Origin of the sequence: Klebsiella sp. WP4-W18-ESBL-05 (assembly GCF_014169075.1) — a bacterium.
Classification (GTDB): Bacteria; Pseudomonadota; Gammaproteobacteria; order Enterobacterales; family Enterobacteriaceae; genus Kluyvera; species Kluyvera ascorbata_B.
The window spans coordinates 2,385,626-2,404,177 of record NZ_AP022057.1; the positions used below are offsets into that span (position 1 = coordinate 2,385,626).

Sequence of the window (18,552 nt, forward strand, 5' to 3'; positions counted from 1 at the left end):
GTACGCGCGCTTGGCTGGTAAGCGGTACGCTCGGCTGAAACGGGCGCAGGACACGCTGCGCCCCTGTACATTTCATGAACGCCTCATTAATCAACGGCTTTTAGGCTAATTACCCACAAGGTTGTGCACCGTTTCTGTGGATAACCTCAGCGAAGTTATCCGCGAAAGGTTTTACGCCATTCCCCCGGGCTGACGCCCATTCTTTCACGAAAGGTCTGGCGAAACGTAATAGATGACTGAAAGCCTGCGCGCTCCGCGACCTGCTCAATGGAAAGCTGGCTGCTCTCCAGCAGGCTCTGACTCCGTCTTAACCGCTCAGCGGTGATCCATTCACCAATCGACATACCGGTAGCTTTCTGAAAATGGCGGGTTAGCGTACGGCGGCTCATCGCCGCTCGCTCGGCCAGTGAGTCGATGTTAAGTGTCTGACCGAGGTTATTTTGCAGGAAAAGAAGAAGCTGGTTAATCCGCGTATCGTCAGTTCGCAGTGGTACCGTAGGTTCAATAAACTGGGCCTGGCCGCCTTCACGGTGTGGCGGCGTGACCATACGCCGGGCTATCTGGTTTGCGACGCTCGCACCAAGACGCTGACGAATCACATACAGGCAGCAGTCCAGCGCGGCGGCGGTGCCAGCCGAGGTAATCAGACCATCGTCGTCGGTATACAGAACGTTGACATCGAGCGTTACCTGAGGGAAAAGCCGTGAAAAGTCAGGCTCATATTCCCAATGCGTCGCGGCTCGACGGTGGTCGAGTAACCCGGCATAGGCCAGAACAAATGTTCCCAGGCACAGACCGACCACTGTCGCACCGTTAGCACGTGCGGTTTTCAACGCGGCCAACAATGCGGTTGACGGTTTCTCGTTCACGTCTCGCCAGAAGGGCACGATGACAATATCGCTTTGTGTCAGCGCGGTAAAATCTGCCGTGGCCAATACCGCTGTACCTTCCTTAGACCAGACCATCCCAGGCGTTTCAGCGCATATGATACGGCGAAAATGCGTTTCGCTGCTGGCGCTGTCGCCAAACAAAATTAGCGGTACCGAAAAATGAAAGGTGCTGAACCCTTCACTGGCCACAATCGCAACGGAGGTGGGGGTCATTATGTTCTCACTCTTTAATACGTGACAGTGTCACCATCTGCTGGGGCACAGACGAAATCCTCTATCTGGTTATCTCGAGCATATTCCAGCAGCGCTTCTCGCGTCACCAGACAATGGTTAATCGCCCCCATATGGGTGGCAACGATCTGCGCCTGCGGCAATAGTGCATGTGCTTTTAGCAGATCTTCATTGCCAAAAATAATCGGGCCAAATCCCAGCACGTGTGCCCATCCGGTATTCATCACCAGCACTTCCGGCTGATAGTGGCGCATATTTTCAGCAATGGCGTCGATCCAGATTGTGTCGCCAACCAGATAGAGCGTTTTTTCTTCCGGATGCTGAAATACTACGCCGCAGGCTTCGCCAAGTCGTTCTGCCAGTTCAGGTATCGCGTAGGCGGCGTCTGATCCATGCTGCCCGTCGGTTTTGAGCAAACGGATGTGGCCAAAATGACTGTCAGCTGAAAGGAGGCGCACTTCGCTAAAGCCCTTAGCGCGCAGGAGTGCTTCATCATGGGCATTCTGCACATAAATCGGTATCGACCCTGGAAGAGCAGCGGCGGCCGCGTCATCCCAATGATCGAGATGAGTATGCGTCACAATCACCGCATCCACGTCGATAATCTCGCCGATCGGCAGAGGCAGTTCCACCATCGGGATACGAATATCGGCGCGGGCCGTGCCGGGAAAGCCCGGGTAGGTGTCTTTGGCCGCCAGCATCGGGTCAATCAGAAAGCGTTTACCCGCGTAGTGAATCAACTGGGTGGCGTTGCGGATTTGGGTAATGTTCATAGTGAGAGTCCTGTTGTGTGAGGAGATGAACACAGTATGTCGGATTCTCAGCGTTGCGCCGCTGGCGTAATGACAATCTTCGATGATATTGGGCCAATTGATGGCCGCTGTTGTGCGCAACGATGCCGTTCAGGCATAGCAAGTATGAATATTCAGTATAGAAATAGAGCCAAACAGGCATAGACAGTGGGGATATTTTGTATTTATCATACAAATGAAGTGAGCCACAGCGCATACGCGTATTATTCATTTATCCGTGGGTTTTTGATTATGTCCGCCGAAATTAATGCACTCATTGTGCTTGCCCAACTGAACGAAACGAAAGGCTTTTACCGTCGAGCTCTGCGTCTTTGGCGAGAAATTTCAACGCATTTTGATGCCGACAAGGCTCAGTGCCGACTGGCTTCGGAGAAAATAGATAACTGCAGTTTACATCTGCGTATCAAATCACCCCATGATGCGCCAGCAGGGAACGACAAAAAACAGCATGTTGAACGCGATAAATTAAAAATTCAGCAGCTTCTGAAGCAGGGATACAGCATTAAAGAAGTGCAGCATATGACCGGAAGGTCGAGCGCGTTTATCTACAAATATAATCCCCGTAGTAAACCAATCCATTAGTAACTCGATGGGGGTACACCGAATGCCTGGCGAAAGGCAAAGCTAAATGCGGCCGTGCTGGAATAGCCGACATCAAGGGCAACGGCGGTCACGTTTTTATTTTTTTTCAGCAACATTACCGACTCGAGAATGCGCATTTTTTGTTTCCAGGCGCCAAACGGTAAGCCAGTTTCTTTTTTAAAATGACGTGAGAAGGTACGGGCCGACATACCTAAATGATCGGCCCAATATTCCATCGAATGCTCTAATGCAGGCGATTCCTGTATAGTCCGACAGACCTCTATCAGCGCCGCATTATGTGGCCACGGTAGCATCAACTCCACTTCCGGTAGTTTCAAAATAACGTCCAGCAGGACGCTGACCAACTGACCATCTTTACCTTTAATATCATAACGTTCTGGTATATTTGTGGTAGCGTAATGGATAAACTCGCGTACAAAATCGCTGATGGCCACCATTTTACAGTCATCGATCGGCACCGGTAAAAACGCGGGCTCGATATCCAGACTCTCCAGGTGCACTTCATCCAGTGCCCACACCGCATGTTCGGTATTATGCGGTATCCAGATCCCATAGTGGGCAGGTATTACCCAGCATTTCCCCGCGACATCAATTCGCATGCTGCCCGTATGAGCAAAATGGAACTGCGCGAAGGAGTGGCTATGATTGGCAACATGATTATTGGCTTCAAGCACATACGAACGAAAGTACACCGACTGCGGCAGCTCTTTCATCGAATTATCCTGCGATGAAAACCACCGTTTTGCCTGTATGGTTGAGAAAGAAGGGCGCTCGTCCATCGTTATGGCGTCTACTCGATAAATATTGTCCTCACATCATAATACATACCATCGTGATATCAATAATAATCTTACGCAGAAAATACTGACTTCTAATTTATGGAATAGAATTATGGCGACGGTTTGCTCAGACGTAATAAATGTTGAAGAATTGAATGATAATTGGTCGCGAATGGGCAACGAACTGCTCCAGCAGGCGGATATTAAAATCAACGGCTCGCGCCCGTGGGATATTCAGGTGCATCACGCTGATTTTTTTAAACGCGTATTTCAACAAGGTTCGTTAGGCTTTGGTGAAAGTTATATGGACGGTTGGTGGGATTGTGACCGGCTGGACATTCTGTTCTGTAAAATTCTTCAGGCCAAACTGGATAAACAGATGCCGGGAAATCTGAAGGATATTCTGCAAATTGCCAGCGCGAGATTGTTTAACCTACAGTCGCGCCGACGCGCCTGGATTGTCGGTAAAGAGCATTACGATATCGGTAACGATTTATTTTCCAGGATGTTAGACCCTCACATGCAGTACTCCTGTGCTTATTGGCGTACGGCAAGTTCTCTGGAAGAGGCGCAAGATGCCAAGCTGAAAATGATTTGCGAAAAATTGCAGCTCCAGCCCGGCATGCGTTTGCTGGATATCGGCTGCGGGTGGGGCGGTTTGGCCGAGTACGCCGCTCGCCACTATGGCGTCAGCGTTGACGGCGTGACCATTTCGCAAGAGCAGCAAAAAATGGCACAGCAGCGCTGTGAAGGGCTTGATGTGAGCATTCTGCTGCAGGACTATCGCGATCTGAACAGAAAATACGATCGTATTGTTTCCGTTGGGATGTTTGAGCACGTTGGTCCCAAAAATTACGACACCTATTTCAAGGTCGTTGACCGCTGCCTGAAGGCCGACGGGCTGTTTTTACTCCACACTATCGGCAGTAACGAGACCGGGGTTAACGTCGACCCATGGATTAACAAATACATTTTCCCGAACGGCTGCCTGCCGTCAATTCGTCAGATCGCCAACGTCAGTGAATCCAGGCTGATTATGGAAGACTGGCACAACTTCGGTAGTGATTATGATAAAACGCTAATGGCCTGGCACCAGCGCTTTAATGCGGCATGGCCCGACATAGCCACGCACTATACTCCGCGTTTTCGTCGAATGTTCAACTATTACCTTTGCGCCTGCGCCGGTGCATTTCGCGCACGTGATATTGAACTCTGGCAGGTATTGTTCAGCCGGGGAACCGAAGGCGGGATGTACGTTTATCGGTAAACTGTTAAAACGGGCTGGACCGATAGTCGGTGCCAGCCCATCGTCATATTAATAACTGAGATCAGAACATCCCGTACAGCAGGGCGGAAACGGTCAGTACGCCGCTGGCCATGACCATCGCGGAGAGCATACCTCGCAGTGGTTTCAGCGCTTCGCGGGTGAAAATCAGCCAGGTTGGAATAATAAACAGGAAGATCGCAATTAATGGCCCGCACAGGGTTTCAATCATATTAATGACGTCTGGGTTAAGATAAACCACCGCCGATGTGATGGTGATGCTGCCAACTTACTGATTTAGTGTATGATGGTGTTTTTGAGGTGCTCCAGTGGCTTCTGTTTCTATCAGCTGTCCCTCCTGTTCAGCTACTGACGGGGTGGTGCGTAACGGCAAAAGCACCGCCGGACATCAGCGCTATCTCTGCTCTCACTGCCGTAAAACATGGCAACTGCAGTTCACTTACACCGCTTCTCAACCCGGTACGCACCAGAAAATCATTGATATGGCCATGAATGGCGTTGGATGCCGGGCAACCGCCCGCATTATGGGCGTTGGCCTCAACACGATTTTCCGCCATTTAAAAAACTCAGGCCGCAGTCGGTAACCTCGCGCATACAGCCGGGCAGTGACGTCATCGTCTGCGCGGAAATGGACGAACAGTGGGGATACGTCGGGGCTAAATCGCGCCAGCGCTGGCTGTTTTACGCGTATGACAGGCTCCGGAAGACGGTTGTGGCGCACGTATTCGGTGAACGCACTCTGGCCACACTGGAGCGTCTTCTGAGCCTGCTGTCGGCCTTTGAGGTCGTGGTATGGATGACGGATGGCTGGCCGCTGTATGAATCCCGCCTGAAGGGAAAGCTGCACGTTATCAGCAAGCGTTACACTCAGCGCATTGAGCGACATAACCTGAATCTGAGACAACATCTGGCAAGGCTGGGACGGAAGTCACTGTCGTTCTCAAAATCGGTGGAGCTGCATGACAAGGTCATCGGGCATTATCTGAACATAAAACACTATCATTAAGTTGGAGTCATTACCCGATGTGATAATAAACATCAGCACGGAAATGATTAATTTGGCCTGTTTAATATGGCTGGTGCGTTTAATGCCAAAAAGATCTGCCGCCAGGACATTGAACGTTTCGGCAACCGGCATCGAGATCCCCAAAAATGATTTAGTCATCCCCAGAATCGCAATCAACGGCGCCAGATAGATCATCACGCTCATACCGTCGTTGCCGCCGATAACCGACAGCACATTAAGGTTTTGCGCCTTAGCCAATTCAAACGTTTCGCGCGGGGTGCTCAAAATACAGCTCAGTACGAAAAAGAGAATACTGAAGAAAATCAAACCATAGGCGTGCCGAATAACACGAACGGACTGCGTCTCGCCACCGTTGCCAGGTTCGCGATACCAGGAAGCCAGTGCGGGAATCAGCGGCGCGGAGCACAGCGAGAAAGCAATCAGCGGTAGGGTTAACCACAAATCCTTCAGAGAACTGCTGGCCGACGTTGAATGGGTTGATTGCCACGCATGGGCGATATTGCTGAAATCCCAGGCCGGAATCTGTGACGCCGCCACCACAATAATAGCAATGGCGAACGGCAGCGCAAGGGCGCTCATGGTGCTGACGACTTTATCACGACCTTTGCTTAGCACCAGATGCAAAATTGCCAGCACAACCAGCGTCAGAGTCGCGCGGTTAAAGCCGGTGAAGTGCAGGCGTTCGGTCAGGAAATGGCTGAGGGCGTTAATCAACGAAACGGCGTACACCAGCGTCACCGGATAGTGTGCAACGCAGAAAAACAGCTTCATCAACTGACGTCCCTTGGCGCCGAAGAACGAACCAAACAGCGGCAGCGTGCGATCGTTCTGCTCGTCCGCCGGGTTGTCGCGCATAAAGACACGGCATATCAGCACGTGGGGAACTAACGACAGCGGAAAACCGAGTAGCAGTAGTAGAATAAAGACCAGCGGACCGCGCGTACCAATTTCTACCGGCAGGAATAGCGTGCCTGCTCCGACGGTAGCGCCATACACACCCATCATCCAGATGGTGTCCTTTTTCGTCCATTGAGGACGAGATACTTCGGTTTCTTTATTCATAGTACTCATAAATATTAGAATTAACGCAAGCGTTAACGAGCGAGTGGTTGGTATCCAAACGGGAATGAGAAGGTAGAGGGGGTTATTTTATTTTTATTTCAGGCCGTAAACTGGCCCTTTTCAAGATACTACTGGTACTTCGGCAGGCGTCGCAAGCTATTTTTATTAACGATCGTTAGTTTAGATATATTAATGATAATAATTCACAGCTATGTAACTTATATCGCTTTTTATTAAAAAAGAGCCGGCCGCATAACGGCCGGTTCAGGGTAGACGTTAATTACCCCAGCGGTCTTTTAAATAATCAACCGCCTGCTGGGTTTGCGGTTGCTCCAGATAACCTTCGCGGAACAGGATGGTTCCGTTGATGTTTGATGCAGATTCATTGAGGTCAATTTGCTTTTTCAGCTCCGGAACGCCGCCTTCGATGGTCCAGTCCGGCTCGTTCTTTGACGGTTCACCCACTTTATACAGCGCGATGCCAATGTACAGACGCGTGTTAGTCGGCTTCACTACATCCGCCCACCATTTGGCTAACACATCGTAGCGGGCCGCATCACGGGCAAAGGGCCAGTAGATCTGTGGGGCGATATAATCCAGCAAACCTTGTTGTACCCATTGACGCGTATCAGCATAGGATTCATCGTAAGCCGCCGCGCCACGGGTATCTGACCCGGCCGGGTCATGCGAACGGTTACGCCAGACCCCAGCCGGACTGACGCCAAACTCGACGTTCGGGTTCAACTGTTTAATCGTGCGGGATACCTGGGCGATCAACTGCTGAGTGTTACTCCGACGCCAATCGGCTTTGGAGGCATAACCCTGGCCATAGCGGCGGAATGTGGCGCTGTCATTCAGCGAAGAGTTAGCGGTTTCGGTGTAGAAGTAATCATCGAACTGAACGCCGTCGACGGGATAGCGCGATACGACTTCCGCCACAATACTGGTGATCCAGTCACGGGCATCCGGAATTCCAGGGTCGAGCACAAAGCGATCGCTCGCCGTACGAATCCAGTCACGATGCAGCACAAACACGCTCGGTGGCGTCATCGAGAGGGTGCTATTGAGCGCCGAAACGGTCGACGGTTTAGTATTAGTGGAAACCCGGTACGGGTTGAACCACGCATGGACTTTCATTCCACGCTTATGGGCTTCATCCAGCATAAACTGCAGCGGATCGTAGCCAGGATATTCGCCAATATTGCCGGTCATGACGTCGGACCACGGTAGAATATCAGACTTCCACAGCGCGGTGCCGTCAGGTTTAACCTGGAAAAACACGGTATTGATACCGAGATTTTTGAGCCTGTCGAGCTTAGCCCGCAGCGCCGCCTGCTGCTGGTCAATACGCTGAGTGGCGCTGCCGGCATTGATGGAGCTTATTGGCGGCCAGTCCAGGCGTGAAACGGTCGTCAGCCAAACGCCACGCATCGGTTGATTGCTCTGCTGTGATTTGCCCGGATTCACGGTGGACGGCGGCGTGGTTGGCTGCTTCGAATCACAGCTGACCAATAACAGGGCGGCAACAATCAGCGCGCTGGCCTTTTTCAAAGTGGAGAGACGGAAGAAGCGGTAAGAGCTGGGAGTCATAGGTGCCGTTTTTCGGATTGTCACGAGTGGAGAACATTTTCGTACTATTTACGGCGAAGTCAATTGGTTAGCCAGTAGCAAATAGGGTCTTTACTAACCCAGAGCAATGAATGTACCGTTACTCAATACGATGAGCTGATATCAGTCCTGATGATGACTACTATAAAAGAAGGTAATTTGCCTTATTTCAGTACATTTCTTATCTTTGGAAGTCATGCTCCTGGAAAATAGGTAAAGAAGACTTATGTCGAATAATATCCCACACGCGCAGACGCATCTGGCCTGGACCTGGCAAAATAGTGCCGAACCCCATGACCTGCAGCTGGAACGTATTGCGATCCCGCAGCCGGCTGCCGGTGACGTGCTGGTGCGCAACCAGGTCATTGGCCTGAATCCGGTTGACTGGAAGGTGCTGACCCCGGGGCTGGTCGATTGGCAGACAGGACACGTTCCGGGCGTTGACGGGGCCGGAACCGTGGTAGCACTGGGCGAGGGCGTTGATAAACGCTGGCTAGGCAAACGAGTTGCCTATCATCAAAGTCTGGCCAGGCCCGGCAGCTATGCTGAACATACCCCGGTGGCCGCGCGGGCACTTATTGCGATTCCTGATGCGCTAAGTTTTGACGTTGCCGCCAGCATTCCTTGCCCGGCGCTGACCGCCTGGCTGGCCATTGAAAAGCTACCCGCTATTCAGAATGCACCGCTGTTGATTAGCGGCGCCGGTGGTGCGGTGGGCCATTATCTGGTGCAGTTCGCCGCAGCCCGCGGCTTTGCGATTACCGCGATGTGCAATCCGCGACACTGGCCACGTCTGCAGGCCATGGGGGCAGCGCACTGTATTGCCGGGCCACTGGCGCCGGAACAGGTCTGGCCGGAAGATAAAAACGGCACGTTCTTCGCCGTTATTGATAGCGTCAATGAAGATCACGCTGCGCGCCTGACGCCGGCGCTTAAGGCGAACGGACATATTATTTGTATTCAAGGACGGCTGACGCAGTGGCCGTGTGCACCTTTTGGCAGAACGTTGTCCATGCACGAGGTGGCACTCGGTGCGCTGCACTGGTACGGGGATGATGAGGCCTGGAACGATCTCACCACTGCGGGAGTGCAGATATTCGACGATCTGGTGAATAACCGTTTGGTTGCCGAAGAGACCGTCGCCGTCGATTTTGATGAACTGCCGCAGCTCCTTGATAAACTGCGCCATCGCCAGTTTAGCGGCAAACCGCTGGTGCGGATTAACCCTTAGCGCGGTGATTCGCCCACGGATCGAACGCCGGTTCTGCCGGCGTGATTTCCACATCACCATTCAATGAATCCAGATACAGCGCTTCAACTTCCGCGCGTGCCCACGGAGTCCGACGCAGAAACTTCAGGCTCGATTTTACGCTTGGCTCATTCTTGAAACAGTTGATGTTAATCAGCTTGCTTAACTGCTCCCAGCCGTAACGCGCGACCAGCGCGTTTACCTGCATTTCCAGGGTAACGCCGTGTAAAGGATCTTTAGATGTATGCACAGTGATGGAATTCCGTTGTGTCTGATAGTTCGGCGAGGGAAGGGTACAAGAAAGCGGAGTCAGCGGCAATGCCAGCGTTTACTGTATGTTTTTTCACCCAATAAAACCGCGCAGCTACGTAAAATCTGACCCACTATGACACAGCGAAAATCACAGAATTCGCGTAGCGCTAGCATAATCGATAATTTATCAATAAATCAGTACGTTACATTTGTTTTTCAGAAGCAACCGTGCTGTGTTATGTATTTTCCGACCCAAACCACGGTTTCCGTGTTCGGATCAACATTGAGCACGACGTTGCGAATCTGCGGGCAAAACAGTTCCTGACTGGTTTTCGCACATTACAGCTGTTTTAAAACCTGAACACCCGATTCTGTATCAACGTGGCTGAGCCTGGCATCGCGATCGCAAACAAAGCCTGCAGCGCTGATTTTTTCTTTCGCGGCATCCAGACGCAGACCAACGATATTAAGACGATCGACTTCCTCAGCATGTGCGCTATCAGAGACGCGCGTTAATGAACAGCCGGCGAGGAGAAAGGTAGCAAAGCACAGCAAAACGGTTTGATGGCGCGGCGTTGGCATCAGGCTTCCGAGAGCAATAAAGGATGTAAAGAAAGTAGACGCTAAACGCAGGCGCCGCAATGAAATAGAATTAAATGAGGACAAAACATCCCAGAAGGTTAAGGGGGATGTGGTGGAGTCGGTAAAGGACTGGGTTATGGTGTTGGTTCAAATTCAATTTAACATAATATACAAAAAATAAGGCCATTATCGAGTAACCACATTATGAGTGTGGGTATTTTATGGCTATTCATGGCGTAAGGTTAAGCAAAACAAGTAGAGAGGAGCACGTTGTTAGTGCTTTGCTCCTCATTTGTTGTCGTTTAGGTGAGGGTGATAACGTAGCTCACCTTTTCGGCGATGAAGCCTCCAGTATTTCCCCATCACAATATGTTCAGGCGCTGCCGGAACGCACTGCAAAAATCCTGTCTGAAATTTGCCGTCGCGGGCTTTTCTTCCACATTGCCACGCATAGCGGAATCCCCGGCATATTCATTGCCAGAGACAACAAAACCCTGAAAAAGAACACATGAGGGCAATCATGCACGATTTTGCACTGGTGTTTCGTCATGCATGGGAGTTGGCCCGGAAGGGCGCGGCAACCTACGGCGGCAACGCCCGAGACTATTTTCAAGAATCTTTGCGGCTGGCTTACGAAAGTTTCAAACGCAATGCGACAGCTAAGGACCTAGTGAAAATTATGCTTGGTCGTAAGCTATCAATGGGGCAAATACGTGAAGAGGTTAACGCCAGATTCAAAAAACAGACGGCAAAGAATATCGCCCGTCGTATCTGGAATATGTTTCGATCTCCATACGTGGAGATTGAAAAGAAAAAATGCAATGAATCAGGGAAATATATTTACCACCTAAAAAAAGCACAGAAAAATTTCTTTGTAAGTGGTGCGATTACTCGCGCCCTCAAATCAGCAAGGCCGGAAAAGAAAAAGGCGGTTAAGCCTCGCCCTGCGATGACTAAAGAAGAAATTAACGCCTGTAGACTTGCTAATGCATTTCATACTGCGTTACGAACTGGCGTGTATGTAGCACCGCAATTAATAGAGAACTGAAATGAAAAAACAACAAAAAATAGTCCAGTTTCGCGCGGATGAAGACACATATAACCGTGCTCAGGAGCGACTAGCCAATGACGCTATTCAGTTCCCGGATGTGATGCGCGCAGCCCTTAAGGCCGTAGCTGACGGCGATGTGAGTCCTTTCGCCGATATCATCGGTGAAGCTGAACGCGGTGGCGATGAGGCTAATTCAGCATGGTTGTACCATAAGTGCCATGAGCTTTTTGAATATCGTGAAGGGAAATTACTTCGTAAATCGCGTAAAGGAATGGGTGAGCAAGGAACCCAGGCATATGTACGCATCAGAGGTGGCGAAGAGAATATTTTAATTCAGGGCAATTGCTATCCGCTGAAAGACATTATCTGGTTAATGCTAAATGGTAGCCTTTCTGGTGAGGTCATTTACAAAAATCCTAATAGAGTCAATGGAAAGCATAACATTGAAAATCTCGTTCTTAATCCCGTCGCAGTAAGAGAAGTAACGCTTACTAAATATTTATCTAGATCTGAGAAGAACGACATATGCAAGGGAAAGCAGCGGGCTATTTATTTTTGTACCAATAATGATATTCAGGCTGCTGGCGCTATTGAACGATTAATTAACAGAGGGCAAACAATCCCACTACATCTACGCAGCGGGGATGGTTGGAGCACATCAAGAACAGCAATTCACGCACTAAAAGTGAGTGATGGTCAATTTGTTTTAAGCATTTCATAAGGGGGGTATATGGTTAGTGAAAATATTAAGTTAGTAATGGCAGAAAAACGTCGTATGACCATTGGTCAGTTAAGTGACCTATTAATAAGCGGGAATCTTCGCCGCGAATTATGCATGAGTAAAGAGGATTTTTCTTCTTTGGTTGGTGTTGTGCGCGCGACGGTTCGTCGAGTCGAAGGTTTTGAAATTACGCCCAGCATGCGCATGGTGTTAAATACCGCTGCTGCTTTACGGTTTGGCATTGATTTTCCAGAGTGCGGGAAAATTGAGATTGTCCCCCGAAGGGCTAAATGATGCGCCGATATATCATAACTGACGTTGACATTTTTCAGGTGTTTAGCCGTTGGTCTAGCCCTGATTTAAAAAACCAAATAATGCATACCAGTTTTATTCGTGAGGGTGTATGCCGTATGCATCCAGAAAAACAAATCCTTCAGTACGATGTAAGACATAAACTGAAAAATATGGCGGCGCGTGGTTTGGTTGAAGAGGTGCGCTTATCTCCGAATGCCACAGCCTGGATGATTGTTAAAGGTGATGCAAATGGAAAAAATTAAGACCAAAAGAAATGAACGCCGCCTTTCAAAAGGGCTAATTGAGGATGGCTTAAAACTGGTCGCTGAACGTGCTGAAAAAGAGGGCGTCAGTAAGGCCACTGCCGCGCGTCATGCTGCTGCAATTCGAGGTGTTACACCTGCACTAGGTGGAATTAAAAGCCGCGTAACAAATCCGGGGGCGTGGGCGGCGCTTTATTCCCGTACTGACTCAACCTCAACAGTCGTCAGTAATATGAAATTCACCGCCGTTATATTTGAGTGGGCAGGTGAGCAGGGTTACGAGAGCGCCAGTTTATACGCGCAAATTGCTAAAGCGATCCGCACTGCGCTAGCTGTGCGAGGGGAGATTACAGGATGAGCATCACGCTGGAAAATGGGCGTATCAATATGGACTCACTGGAAACAATCGAGGATTGCCTGCGTGGGTTAGCTCTGGCAAACCGCACGTTAGACAGCATCAAAGAGCAACTAAGGAAGCATTCAGATAAAGAGTCTGAATGGTATATCCGGGCAACCACAGCGCATAAATCATGGTTCTGGTGCCGTTCAAGAATCCGCGAACAATTGGCTGTTTTGCGCCGCCAGGAAAAGGAAGTTAACCGTCTACTCTGGCAGTACGAAAACGACGCGCTGCTGGAGCAATTGAAAAGCCGGGTGAGCAGTGATGTGTTCAGTGAATGCATGCGCCGAGCGAAGTTAAAAGCCGCGGAACAGCTGGCGCGTGCTATTGCTGGCATCCAGGTTATCGAAGGAGAGCAGAAAAATGGCTAAATCAGCAATGAAATATCTGGTTCGCGCCTGGAACAAAGAGCTTAAAAATCCGGCGTGGGACATGGGTAGCCGCAAACACCGTAAAGACTGCGCCAGAAATTGGGCTTCTGTCACCGCCGCAGCAGCTGAGTCATGGCACGAGGTAATTGATAGCCAGGATGCAGCAGACGAAGCCGTGGCGGAAGACGTGAGCAACTGGGACGCTTGAGGGAGTACACAGAATGGAACAATTCACTAAAGAGCAGTTAATCGCGCAGGCGCGGGAAGACGCTGATACATGGCGCGACGCCGCAGAACATTTCTCGGCTCATCCAGCGCAAAGGCAGTATGCCGCTGTACGGTTGCGAGTGGCAGAAATCGCCCTGACTGTACTAACTGCGCCTGATATCGAGCCTATCTATCAATACCGCATCCGCAACGGCTATAACGGGCAGGTGACAGAGTGGCAAACAATCCGCCGCGACCATGTTGATTTTGTGTTGAAAGCCCAGCCGCATAACGCAGAGTTTCAAATCATCACCGTACCGCCAGCGCCTGATGGTCGTGAGCAATTTGAAGCGTGGATGCTCAAAAAATGGGGGCGTGAACGCCAGGAATATGACTTCGTAATGGGTAAATTCCTTCACGGTGATAATTACGCTGATAGTTACACTCGCCACATGTGGAAAGCATGGACAGCAAGTCGCGCCGCCATGATTAACGGGAATAAACATGCTCAGTGATTTATTGGTAATGGTTGACCGCCGCGCAAGGGCGGTCAGCTTGCGAGAAAAGACCATCATTAACGAACGGCATGCGGTGCGTATGCTTGAGCCTGTTCTCTCGTTGGGGGTTCGCGCCGCCAGTGTGCCGGATACATGGATTCGCTATGCCGACCGTTGCATTGATGGTGGTCTTGCCGCGTCAACGATCCGCCAGCGTATTGACTGCGTTGCTGCTGTTGTGGCGTGGGTTATTCACGCCGATATCAAGTTTAAACCTGCTGCGCCGGGTTCTCTGGGGCGAATGCTTGACGCAATGCGTACCGCCGCGCGGTCAATCGGGCGACGTATCAAACGACATAGAGCTTTGAGCAAACCAGGTCGCGTAAGTGTGAATGAATATGCTGATGTTGTCCGCGATATTGAGGCCGTTAGAGAGCCTTATAGATGCGCTCTAAGGGTGATGCTGTGCTTTGGCACTAGGGCAACAGAGACACTATCATTGTCTCGCAATTCGATGCTGGCTGGTGGGCGCTTGTTTATTCCTGACCGTTGCACAAAGACCCATTCAGACCTTCTTTTACCTGTGCCACTTGAGTATGTTCCTTTGGTTTCTGAATGGTTGAGCATAATTGAAGACTATGAAATTAAGTACAATACGCTTAACACTGTGATTTCTCGCGCTGGGTTTAAATGGCGTAGCCATGATTTACGTAAAATATTCCGCACATCTGCCGCAGTACACGGCGGGGATTATCTTGCGACCGAATTAATCCTGAATCATGCAGTTAAGGATGTGCCTGCCGCTTATTTGCAGTCGCCGCCATATTCAGCGATGCGCAAAATATTAAAGACTTCAATTGATGAATACCTTAGTGTGACGGTGGAGAAATGACAGTTCAGAGCATTAAAGATAATGATGTTATGTATAAAACAAATTACCCGCGCGGATGCGCGTTTAAATCGTTACAGTTACGCACTAATTTAAAAGCAGCGCCATCTATTTATCGGGTTGAATTAATTAATAAGAGCGGCGACAAGGTTTTAATGGGTGGTCGTCAGTGCCTTGCCGATGCAATGGCGCTTTACAACGATATCGCGACACTTAGCGCAGGAGAGATAGAGGCCGCATTCTCTAACATGGCCTGACAGGTAACCCCATCGCACTAGCCCGGCTTAAGCCGGGTTTTTTTGTGCCTGAAACTCAGAGGGGGAACGCTCAGAGGATGTAATGGAAACGTAAAAATTAATGCGGAGTAAAGTTAACATTTAAATGTTAGAGATGTAACAGATAATGTGAAAAATGTGTTGTGTGGATAAAATTTAACGAACCAGGAAAAGCGAAAACAAAAAGTGATAAACATCAAATAATGCAAAAAATAACGCATAATTTATTAAGTGTAGCAAAAACAACAAGTTATCAATTTTGGTTGTTTTTTGGGCTAAAAGTGACCATTTTTTATTGTCAATAAATTGAATTTCGCCGTCGTCGGAAATTAAAAAAATATCACGGTAAAAATATCATTTCTGCTCAATATGATAGAGGCGTGAGGCAAACGGATATATAAGGTTTGACACTTCGGCGTTATGCGCGAAAACGATGAATAAACACACCATTTCAGTCATTTTATTAATAAATGTTTCATGCAGACACAAAGCCGGAAAGGGTGCTTGCGGGGAAATCTCATTAAATTCATGGTGATAACAATTTGCTAGCTGTGTGTTAGTGGCGTATTGCTCATAAATGTTTCTATGCCCTGGTCTTACCAGCTTTGTTGGTGTATTGACAGTGTAATATTGAGTGCGGGCGAAAAATGGAGAGGTGATGTAAGGCGCAGGCCAAAAAAATGTAGAACCCGCGTCAGGCTTGTTTCTGGCATTGGTTGTAGTCAATTAATCACTTTATAGGCGGGGCATGGAATGAGCAAGTTATTACTCGTTTATACATGTTTGCGCTGTTACATATTTTTCCGTCTAAAAATCGCACTGACAACAGCGGCGTAAAAACAATGACAACATTGGCACGATTAATGTTTTCCACAATAAACTTCAGCAATGGCGCGGCTTTGACGCGATATTGACCACTAACAAAAAACATGCAGGTGGGTTTTTTCTTCTATTTATCCACTGATTTAGCCTTGTTCAAAATAATGACGCCAATGACCGCTGGCGGCGTTTCTGTAATTAGACGTGTGAATGCCTAAAAATCACTCCTATAAAGGAGGGGTATATGGCTTACGGTCCGCAGTACCAGGTCACCGTTTTTTGCACAGATGGAGAAACAATCCACATTACTGATGTTGATGTGGATTTTTCTTGCGTCCGTGATGATGAAAAAGAACCAAACGAAGCTGATTTGACGGTGTGGGGGCTAACCCCTGAAACGCATAACGCCATCGCTCAAGCTGGTTCAATGGTGACATTTTCAGGTGGCTATATAGATGAAGGTATTTTTACCCTGTTTCAGGGCGAACTAATCAGCGCCGTGAATGTGAAACCCGGTGAAGTCTATGGCCTGAAAATGAAGCTGTACGAGGCATTAATTCCATTTCGTGCCAGCGTCACATCACGCAAATTCAGAAAAGGGCAAAGCCTCAAAGAGGCTGTATCGCAGGTGGCGTCCGATATGGGGCTGGGTTACCAGCTATCAAAAGCAGCAGCGGCTCTTACTCTCACAAAAAATATCAGCGCGGCGGCACTTTCTCGCGACGTGCTGACAAGCCTTTGCCGCCCATTAAATGTGACCTGGTCACTCCAGTATCAGTCTATTGTCGTGACAGCCGGTGATTCCATTGTTGATGGTGCTGCTGTCTTTTCCCCGGCAAGCGGTCTGCTTGGTACTCCATTACTAAAAATTCACTCCCCGAAGCGCAAAAAGAAACAGCAGTCAGAGAAAGAGCGTATTCAGACGGCGCACGAAAAAAGCATCAAAACATATGTATGGCCCCCCAAAAACTCGCAGGTCGATTACACCAAAGGTGCTCGTCGTCAGATGGGGGTTATTGAGGCCATTACATGGGAATCGCTGTTACGTGGCGGTGTGGAGATCGGCGAGACGGTGATTCTGTCATCGCCATCAATGGGGGAAAACTGGAACGTTGTTGTAAAGAAAATTGCTCATCGTTTCAGCACCAGAGACAGACAGCCGCGTAGCTCATCATGGGAGGGGATTATTGCATGAGAGCCGCGAGCCAAATTACCGCCATTGTTGACCAGGCGCTTAACTCTGCGCTTTTCGCGCTTGAGGCAAAAATTGTATCCGTTAGTGGAGGTCGGGCAACGGTCATCCCAACAGCAAAACGCACATTTGGTGACAATGCGGATCCTGTTTCCTACTCAGAGGTTGAAAACGTCCGCCTGGTTTCTCTTGTTTGGGATGGCGGCGCGTCCGGCGTTTCCGGTCGTGTTAAGCCGGGTGATGAATGCCTGCTGATTGCCCTGTCGCATGGTGATGGTGACGAGCCCGACCACAAAACCCTTTCTTCTGCTGTCGCTTTTTGCGGCTTTTCCGATTTTGCCAGCCACCAGATGCCTGATGGCGCTGGCATACGTGTATTCAGTGGAAGCGCCTTTGTTGAATTGGATGACAACACCGTTAAAGCAGCATCAGGCGGCGGCGCTGAAATCACTCTTTCAGGCGACAAAATCAGTTTTGTCGCGCCGGGCGGTAACGACTTCACAGGCAAGACGACATTCCATGACGACGTAGTTATGGAGCAAGGGTTGAGCCAGGGCGCTGACGGCGGTGCAAAAGCTACGTTTGGCGGTGATGTGGATGTTAAAGGCGTCAGCAACGCATCGGACCATATCAGCGACGGTAAGTCAGGCAAAGCCCACACCCATTTAGAAAACGGCCAGGGCAACCAAACCAACGAGCCAACATAAGGATACGACATGAAATTGAGCGAAGCAGCAGCGCAATTAGCGCTTTCAAACGGCGGTTTTTTGATGGCGGGTGATTACGCCACCAGCATCAGCAAAGGTGAAATTATCAATGTTACGGAACGCATTGGCCTTGTTGCTGAGTCCGTGGAATGTGTTCCTCTCATCAATGCACCGCTGTTAATGGTTATGGCGGCGTGCCGTGAAGCTAAAGACCAGTACATGCCATTTTATAGCGATCTGCCTTTTGAACTGCCACATCAGGCGGCTATGGCTCAGATGCTGAATGACGCTGGCGAAGGATTTGACCTCGATGACCTGCTCGATATTGAGTCTCTTGATGCTGCGGTAACGATTGTCCGCGTTGAAACGTGGAGGCACTCAGAATGAACATAAATACCAGCCAATACCGACAAGCATCAAAGGGATGCTTTCTCTCAAATATTAGGCCAGAGGATGGAGAGCCGTTAGTTTTGATTATGCCGACTT

The 18,552-nt window shown here is 49.5% G+C and carries 26 protein-coding genes; 18 read left to right on the top strand and 8 right to left on the bottom strand.

Annotated elements, in window-relative coordinates; all coding sequences use genetic code 11:
* Positions 1 to 155 precede the first annotated feature (155 nt).
* Both H7R58_RS11410 and H7R58_RS11415 read right to left on the bottom strand, forming a co-directional pair.
* Positions 156 to 1,103: a GlxA family transcriptional regulator gene (locus H7R58_RS11410; protein WP_106930648.1), complete on the bottom strand. Its 948-nt coding sequence runs from the start codon at positions 1,101 to 1,103 to the stop codon at positions 156 to 158.
* 14 nt (positions 1,104 to 1,117) lie between these two features.
* On the bottom strand, positions 1,118 to 1,894 hold the full coding sequence (locus H7R58_RS11415) for an MBL fold metallo-hydrolase (protein ID WP_106930650.1): 777 nt from the start codon (positions 1,892 to 1,894) through the stop codon (positions 1,118 to 1,120).
* 270 nt (positions 1,895 to 2,164) lie between these two features.
* On the opposite strand from H7R58_RS11415, the gene H7R58_RS11420 reads away from it, so the two are divergent.
* Entirely contained in the window at positions 2,165 to 2,515 is a 351-nt protein-coding gene (locus H7R58_RS11420) for a PerC family transcriptional regulator (RefSeq protein ID WP_106930651.1), read from the top strand.
* Here H7R58_RS11420 and H7R58_RS11425 read toward each other — a convergent pair.
* Positions 2,512 to 3,249 (bottom strand): helix-turn-helix domain-containing protein, encoded by a 738-nt coding sequence (locus tag H7R58_RS11425; protein WP_223878973.1) that lies wholly within the window; start codon positions 3,247 to 3,249, stop codon positions 2,512 to 2,514. The genes H7R58_RS11420 and H7R58_RS11425 overlap by 4 nt on opposite strands.
* Positions 3,250 to 3,427: 178 nt before the next feature.
* Between H7R58_RS11425 and cfa the strand changes: the two genes are divergently transcribed.
* Complete coding sequence (cfa, locus tag H7R58_RS11430) at positions 3,428 to 4,582, top strand: cyclopropane fatty acyl phospholipid synthase (protein WP_106930653.1); 1,155 nt, start codon at positions 3,428 to 3,430, stop codon at positions 4,580 to 4,582.
* A 61-nt stretch (positions 4,583 to 4,643) separates the two neighbouring features.
* On the opposite strand, the gene H7R58_RS11435 is transcribed toward cfa, so the two are convergent.
* Complete coding sequence (locus H7R58_RS11435) at positions 4,644 to 4,811, bottom strand: hypothetical protein (protein WP_227674969.1); 168 nt, start codon at positions 4,809 to 4,811, stop codon at positions 4,644 to 4,646.
* 97 nt (positions 4,812 to 4,908) lie between these two features.
* Here H7R58_RS11435 and H7R58_RS11440 point away from each other — a divergent pair.
* Positions 4,909 to 5,606, top strand: a protein-coding gene (locus H7R58_RS11440) for an IS1 family transposase (protein WP_223335778.1) whose coding sequence is annotated in 2 segments (ribosomal slippage) — positions 4,909 to 5,158 and positions 5,158 to 5,606 — 699 coding nt in all. Because the reading frame shifts where the segments join, the coding sequence is not laid out codon by codon here.
* On the opposite strand, the gene H7R58_RS11445 is transcribed toward H7R58_RS11440, so the two are convergent.
* The gene (locus H7R58_RS11445; RefSeq protein WP_413774312.1) at positions 5,541 to 6,689 is read right to left on the bottom strand and encodes an amino acid permease; all 1,149 of its coding nucleotides are present in this window, start codon (positions 6,687 to 6,689) and stop codon (positions 5,541 to 5,543) included. The two genes, H7R58_RS11440 and H7R58_RS11445, sit on opposite strands and share 66 nt — an antisense overlap.
* A gap of 276 nt (positions 6,690 to 6,965) precedes the next feature.
* On the bottom strand, positions 6,966 to 8,279 hold the full coding sequence (locus H7R58_RS11450) for a glycoside hydrolase family 10-like protein (RefSeq protein ID WP_413774313.1): 1,314 nt from the start codon (positions 8,277 to 8,279) through the stop codon (positions 6,966 to 6,968).
* A gap of 244 nt (positions 8,280 to 8,523) precedes the next feature.
* On the opposite strand from H7R58_RS11450, the gene H7R58_RS11455 reads away from it, so the two are divergent.
* A complete protein-coding gene (locus H7R58_RS11455; RefSeq protein ID WP_182928925.1) occupies positions 8,524 to 9,528 on the top strand; it encodes a zinc-binding dehydrogenase in 1,005 nt (334 codons plus the stop codon).
* On the opposite strand, the gene H7R58_RS11460 is transcribed toward H7R58_RS11455, so the two are convergent.
* Positions 9,518 to 9,802, bottom strand: a complete 285-nt coding sequence (locus H7R58_RS11460; protein WP_106930670.1) for a VF530 family protein — start codon at positions 9,800 to 9,802, stop codon at positions 9,518 to 9,520. The two genes, H7R58_RS11455 and H7R58_RS11460, sit on opposite strands and share 11 nt — an antisense overlap.
* A gap of 335 nt (positions 9,803 to 10,137) precedes the next feature.
* Positions 10,138 to 10,380 (bottom strand): hypothetical protein, encoded by a 243-nt coding sequence (locus H7R58_RS11465; RefSeq protein WP_197974834.1) that lies wholly within the window; start codon positions 10,378 to 10,380, stop codon positions 10,138 to 10,140.
* A 221-nt stretch (positions 10,381 to 10,601) separates the two neighbouring features.
* Between H7R58_RS11465 and H7R58_RS11470 the strand changes: the two genes are divergently transcribed.
* From H7R58_RS11470 to H7R58_RS11535, 14 genes are all read left to right on the top strand, one after another.
* Positions 10,602 to 10,892, top strand: coding sequence for a hypothetical protein (locus H7R58_RS11470; protein ID WP_182934735.1), 291 nt, complete (start codon positions 10,602 to 10,604; stop codon positions 10,890 to 10,892).
* Between the two features lie 8 nt (positions 10,893 to 10,900).
* Positions 10,901 to 11,428, top strand: a complete 528-nt coding sequence (locus tag H7R58_RS11475; RefSeq protein WP_182934736.1) for a hypothetical protein — start codon at positions 10,901 to 10,903, stop codon at positions 11,426 to 11,428.
* 1 nt (position 11,429) lies between these two features.
* Positions 11,430 to 12,152, top strand: coding sequence for a hypothetical protein (locus tag H7R58_RS11480; protein ID WP_182934737.1), 723 nt, complete (start codon positions 11,430 to 11,432; stop codon positions 12,150 to 12,152).
* 9 nt (positions 12,153 to 12,161) lie between these two features.
* Positions 12,162 to 12,446 (top strand): XRE family transcriptional regulator, encoded by a 285-nt coding sequence (locus H7R58_RS11485; RefSeq protein ID WP_182934738.1) that lies wholly within the window; start codon positions 12,162 to 12,164, stop codon positions 12,444 to 12,446.
* The gene (locus H7R58_RS11490; RefSeq protein ID WP_227674970.1) at positions 12,443 to 12,709 is read left to right on the top strand and encodes a hypothetical protein; all 267 of its coding nucleotides are present in this window, start codon (positions 12,443 to 12,445) and stop codon (positions 12,707 to 12,709) included. The genes H7R58_RS11485 and H7R58_RS11490 overlap by 4 nt, the downstream gene beginning before the upstream one ends.
* On the top strand, positions 12,696 to 13,067 hold the full coding sequence (locus tag H7R58_RS11495) for a hypothetical protein (protein ID WP_182934739.1): 372 nt from the start codon (positions 12,696 to 12,698) through the stop codon (positions 13,065 to 13,067). The genes H7R58_RS11490 and H7R58_RS11495 overlap by 14 nt, the downstream gene beginning before the upstream one ends.
* Positions 13,064 to 13,480 (top strand): hypothetical protein, encoded by a 417-nt coding sequence (locus H7R58_RS11500; RefSeq protein WP_182934740.1) that lies wholly within the window; start codon positions 13,064 to 13,066, stop codon positions 13,478 to 13,480. The genes H7R58_RS11495 and H7R58_RS11500 overlap by 4 nt, the downstream gene beginning before the upstream one ends.
* Positions 13,473 to 13,688, top strand: coding sequence for a hypothetical protein (locus H7R58_RS11505; RefSeq protein ID WP_182934741.1), 216 nt, complete (start codon positions 13,473 to 13,475; stop codon positions 13,686 to 13,688). The genes H7R58_RS11500 and H7R58_RS11505 overlap by 8 nt, the downstream gene beginning before the upstream one ends.
* 13 nt (positions 13,689 to 13,701) lie before the next feature.
* Positions 13,702 to 14,202 carry a hypothetical protein gene (locus H7R58_RS11510; RefSeq protein ID WP_182934742.1) on the top strand — a complete coding sequence of 167 codons (501 nt, stop codon included), beginning with the start codon at positions 13,702 to 13,704 and terminating at the stop codon, positions 14,200 to 14,202.
* The gene (locus tag H7R58_RS11515) at positions 14,192 to 15,076 is read left to right on the top strand and encodes a site-specific integrase (protein ID WP_182934743.1); all 885 of its coding nucleotides are present in this window, start codon (positions 14,192 to 14,194) and stop codon (positions 15,074 to 15,076) included. Before H7R58_RS11510 ends, H7R58_RS11515 begins: the two co-directional genes overlap by 11 nt.
* Positions 15,073 to 15,330, top strand: a complete 258-nt coding sequence (locus H7R58_RS11520; protein ID WP_182934744.1) for a hypothetical protein — start codon at positions 15,073 to 15,075, stop codon at positions 15,328 to 15,330. Before H7R58_RS11515 ends, H7R58_RS11520 begins: the two co-directional genes overlap by 4 nt.
* Positions 15,331 to 16,411: 1,081 nt before the next feature.
* On the top strand, positions 16,412 to 17,362 hold the full coding sequence (locus tag H7R58_RS11525) for a hypothetical protein (RefSeq protein WP_182934745.1): 951 nt from the start codon (positions 16,412 to 16,414) through the stop codon (positions 17,360 to 17,362).
* Positions 17,359 to 18,066 carry a phage baseplate protein gene (locus H7R58_RS11530; protein WP_182934746.1) on the top strand — a complete coding sequence of 236 codons (708 nt, stop codon included), beginning with the start codon at positions 17,359 to 17,361 and terminating at the stop codon, positions 18,064 to 18,066. The genes H7R58_RS11525 and H7R58_RS11530 overlap by 4 nt, the downstream gene beginning before the upstream one ends.
* 9 nt (positions 18,067 to 18,075) lie before the next feature.
* Complete coding sequence (locus H7R58_RS11535; protein ID WP_182934747.1) at positions 18,076 to 18,453, top strand: hypothetical protein; 378 nt, start codon at positions 18,076 to 18,078, stop codon at positions 18,451 to 18,453.
* Positions 18,454 to 18,552: the final 99 nt, after the last annotated feature.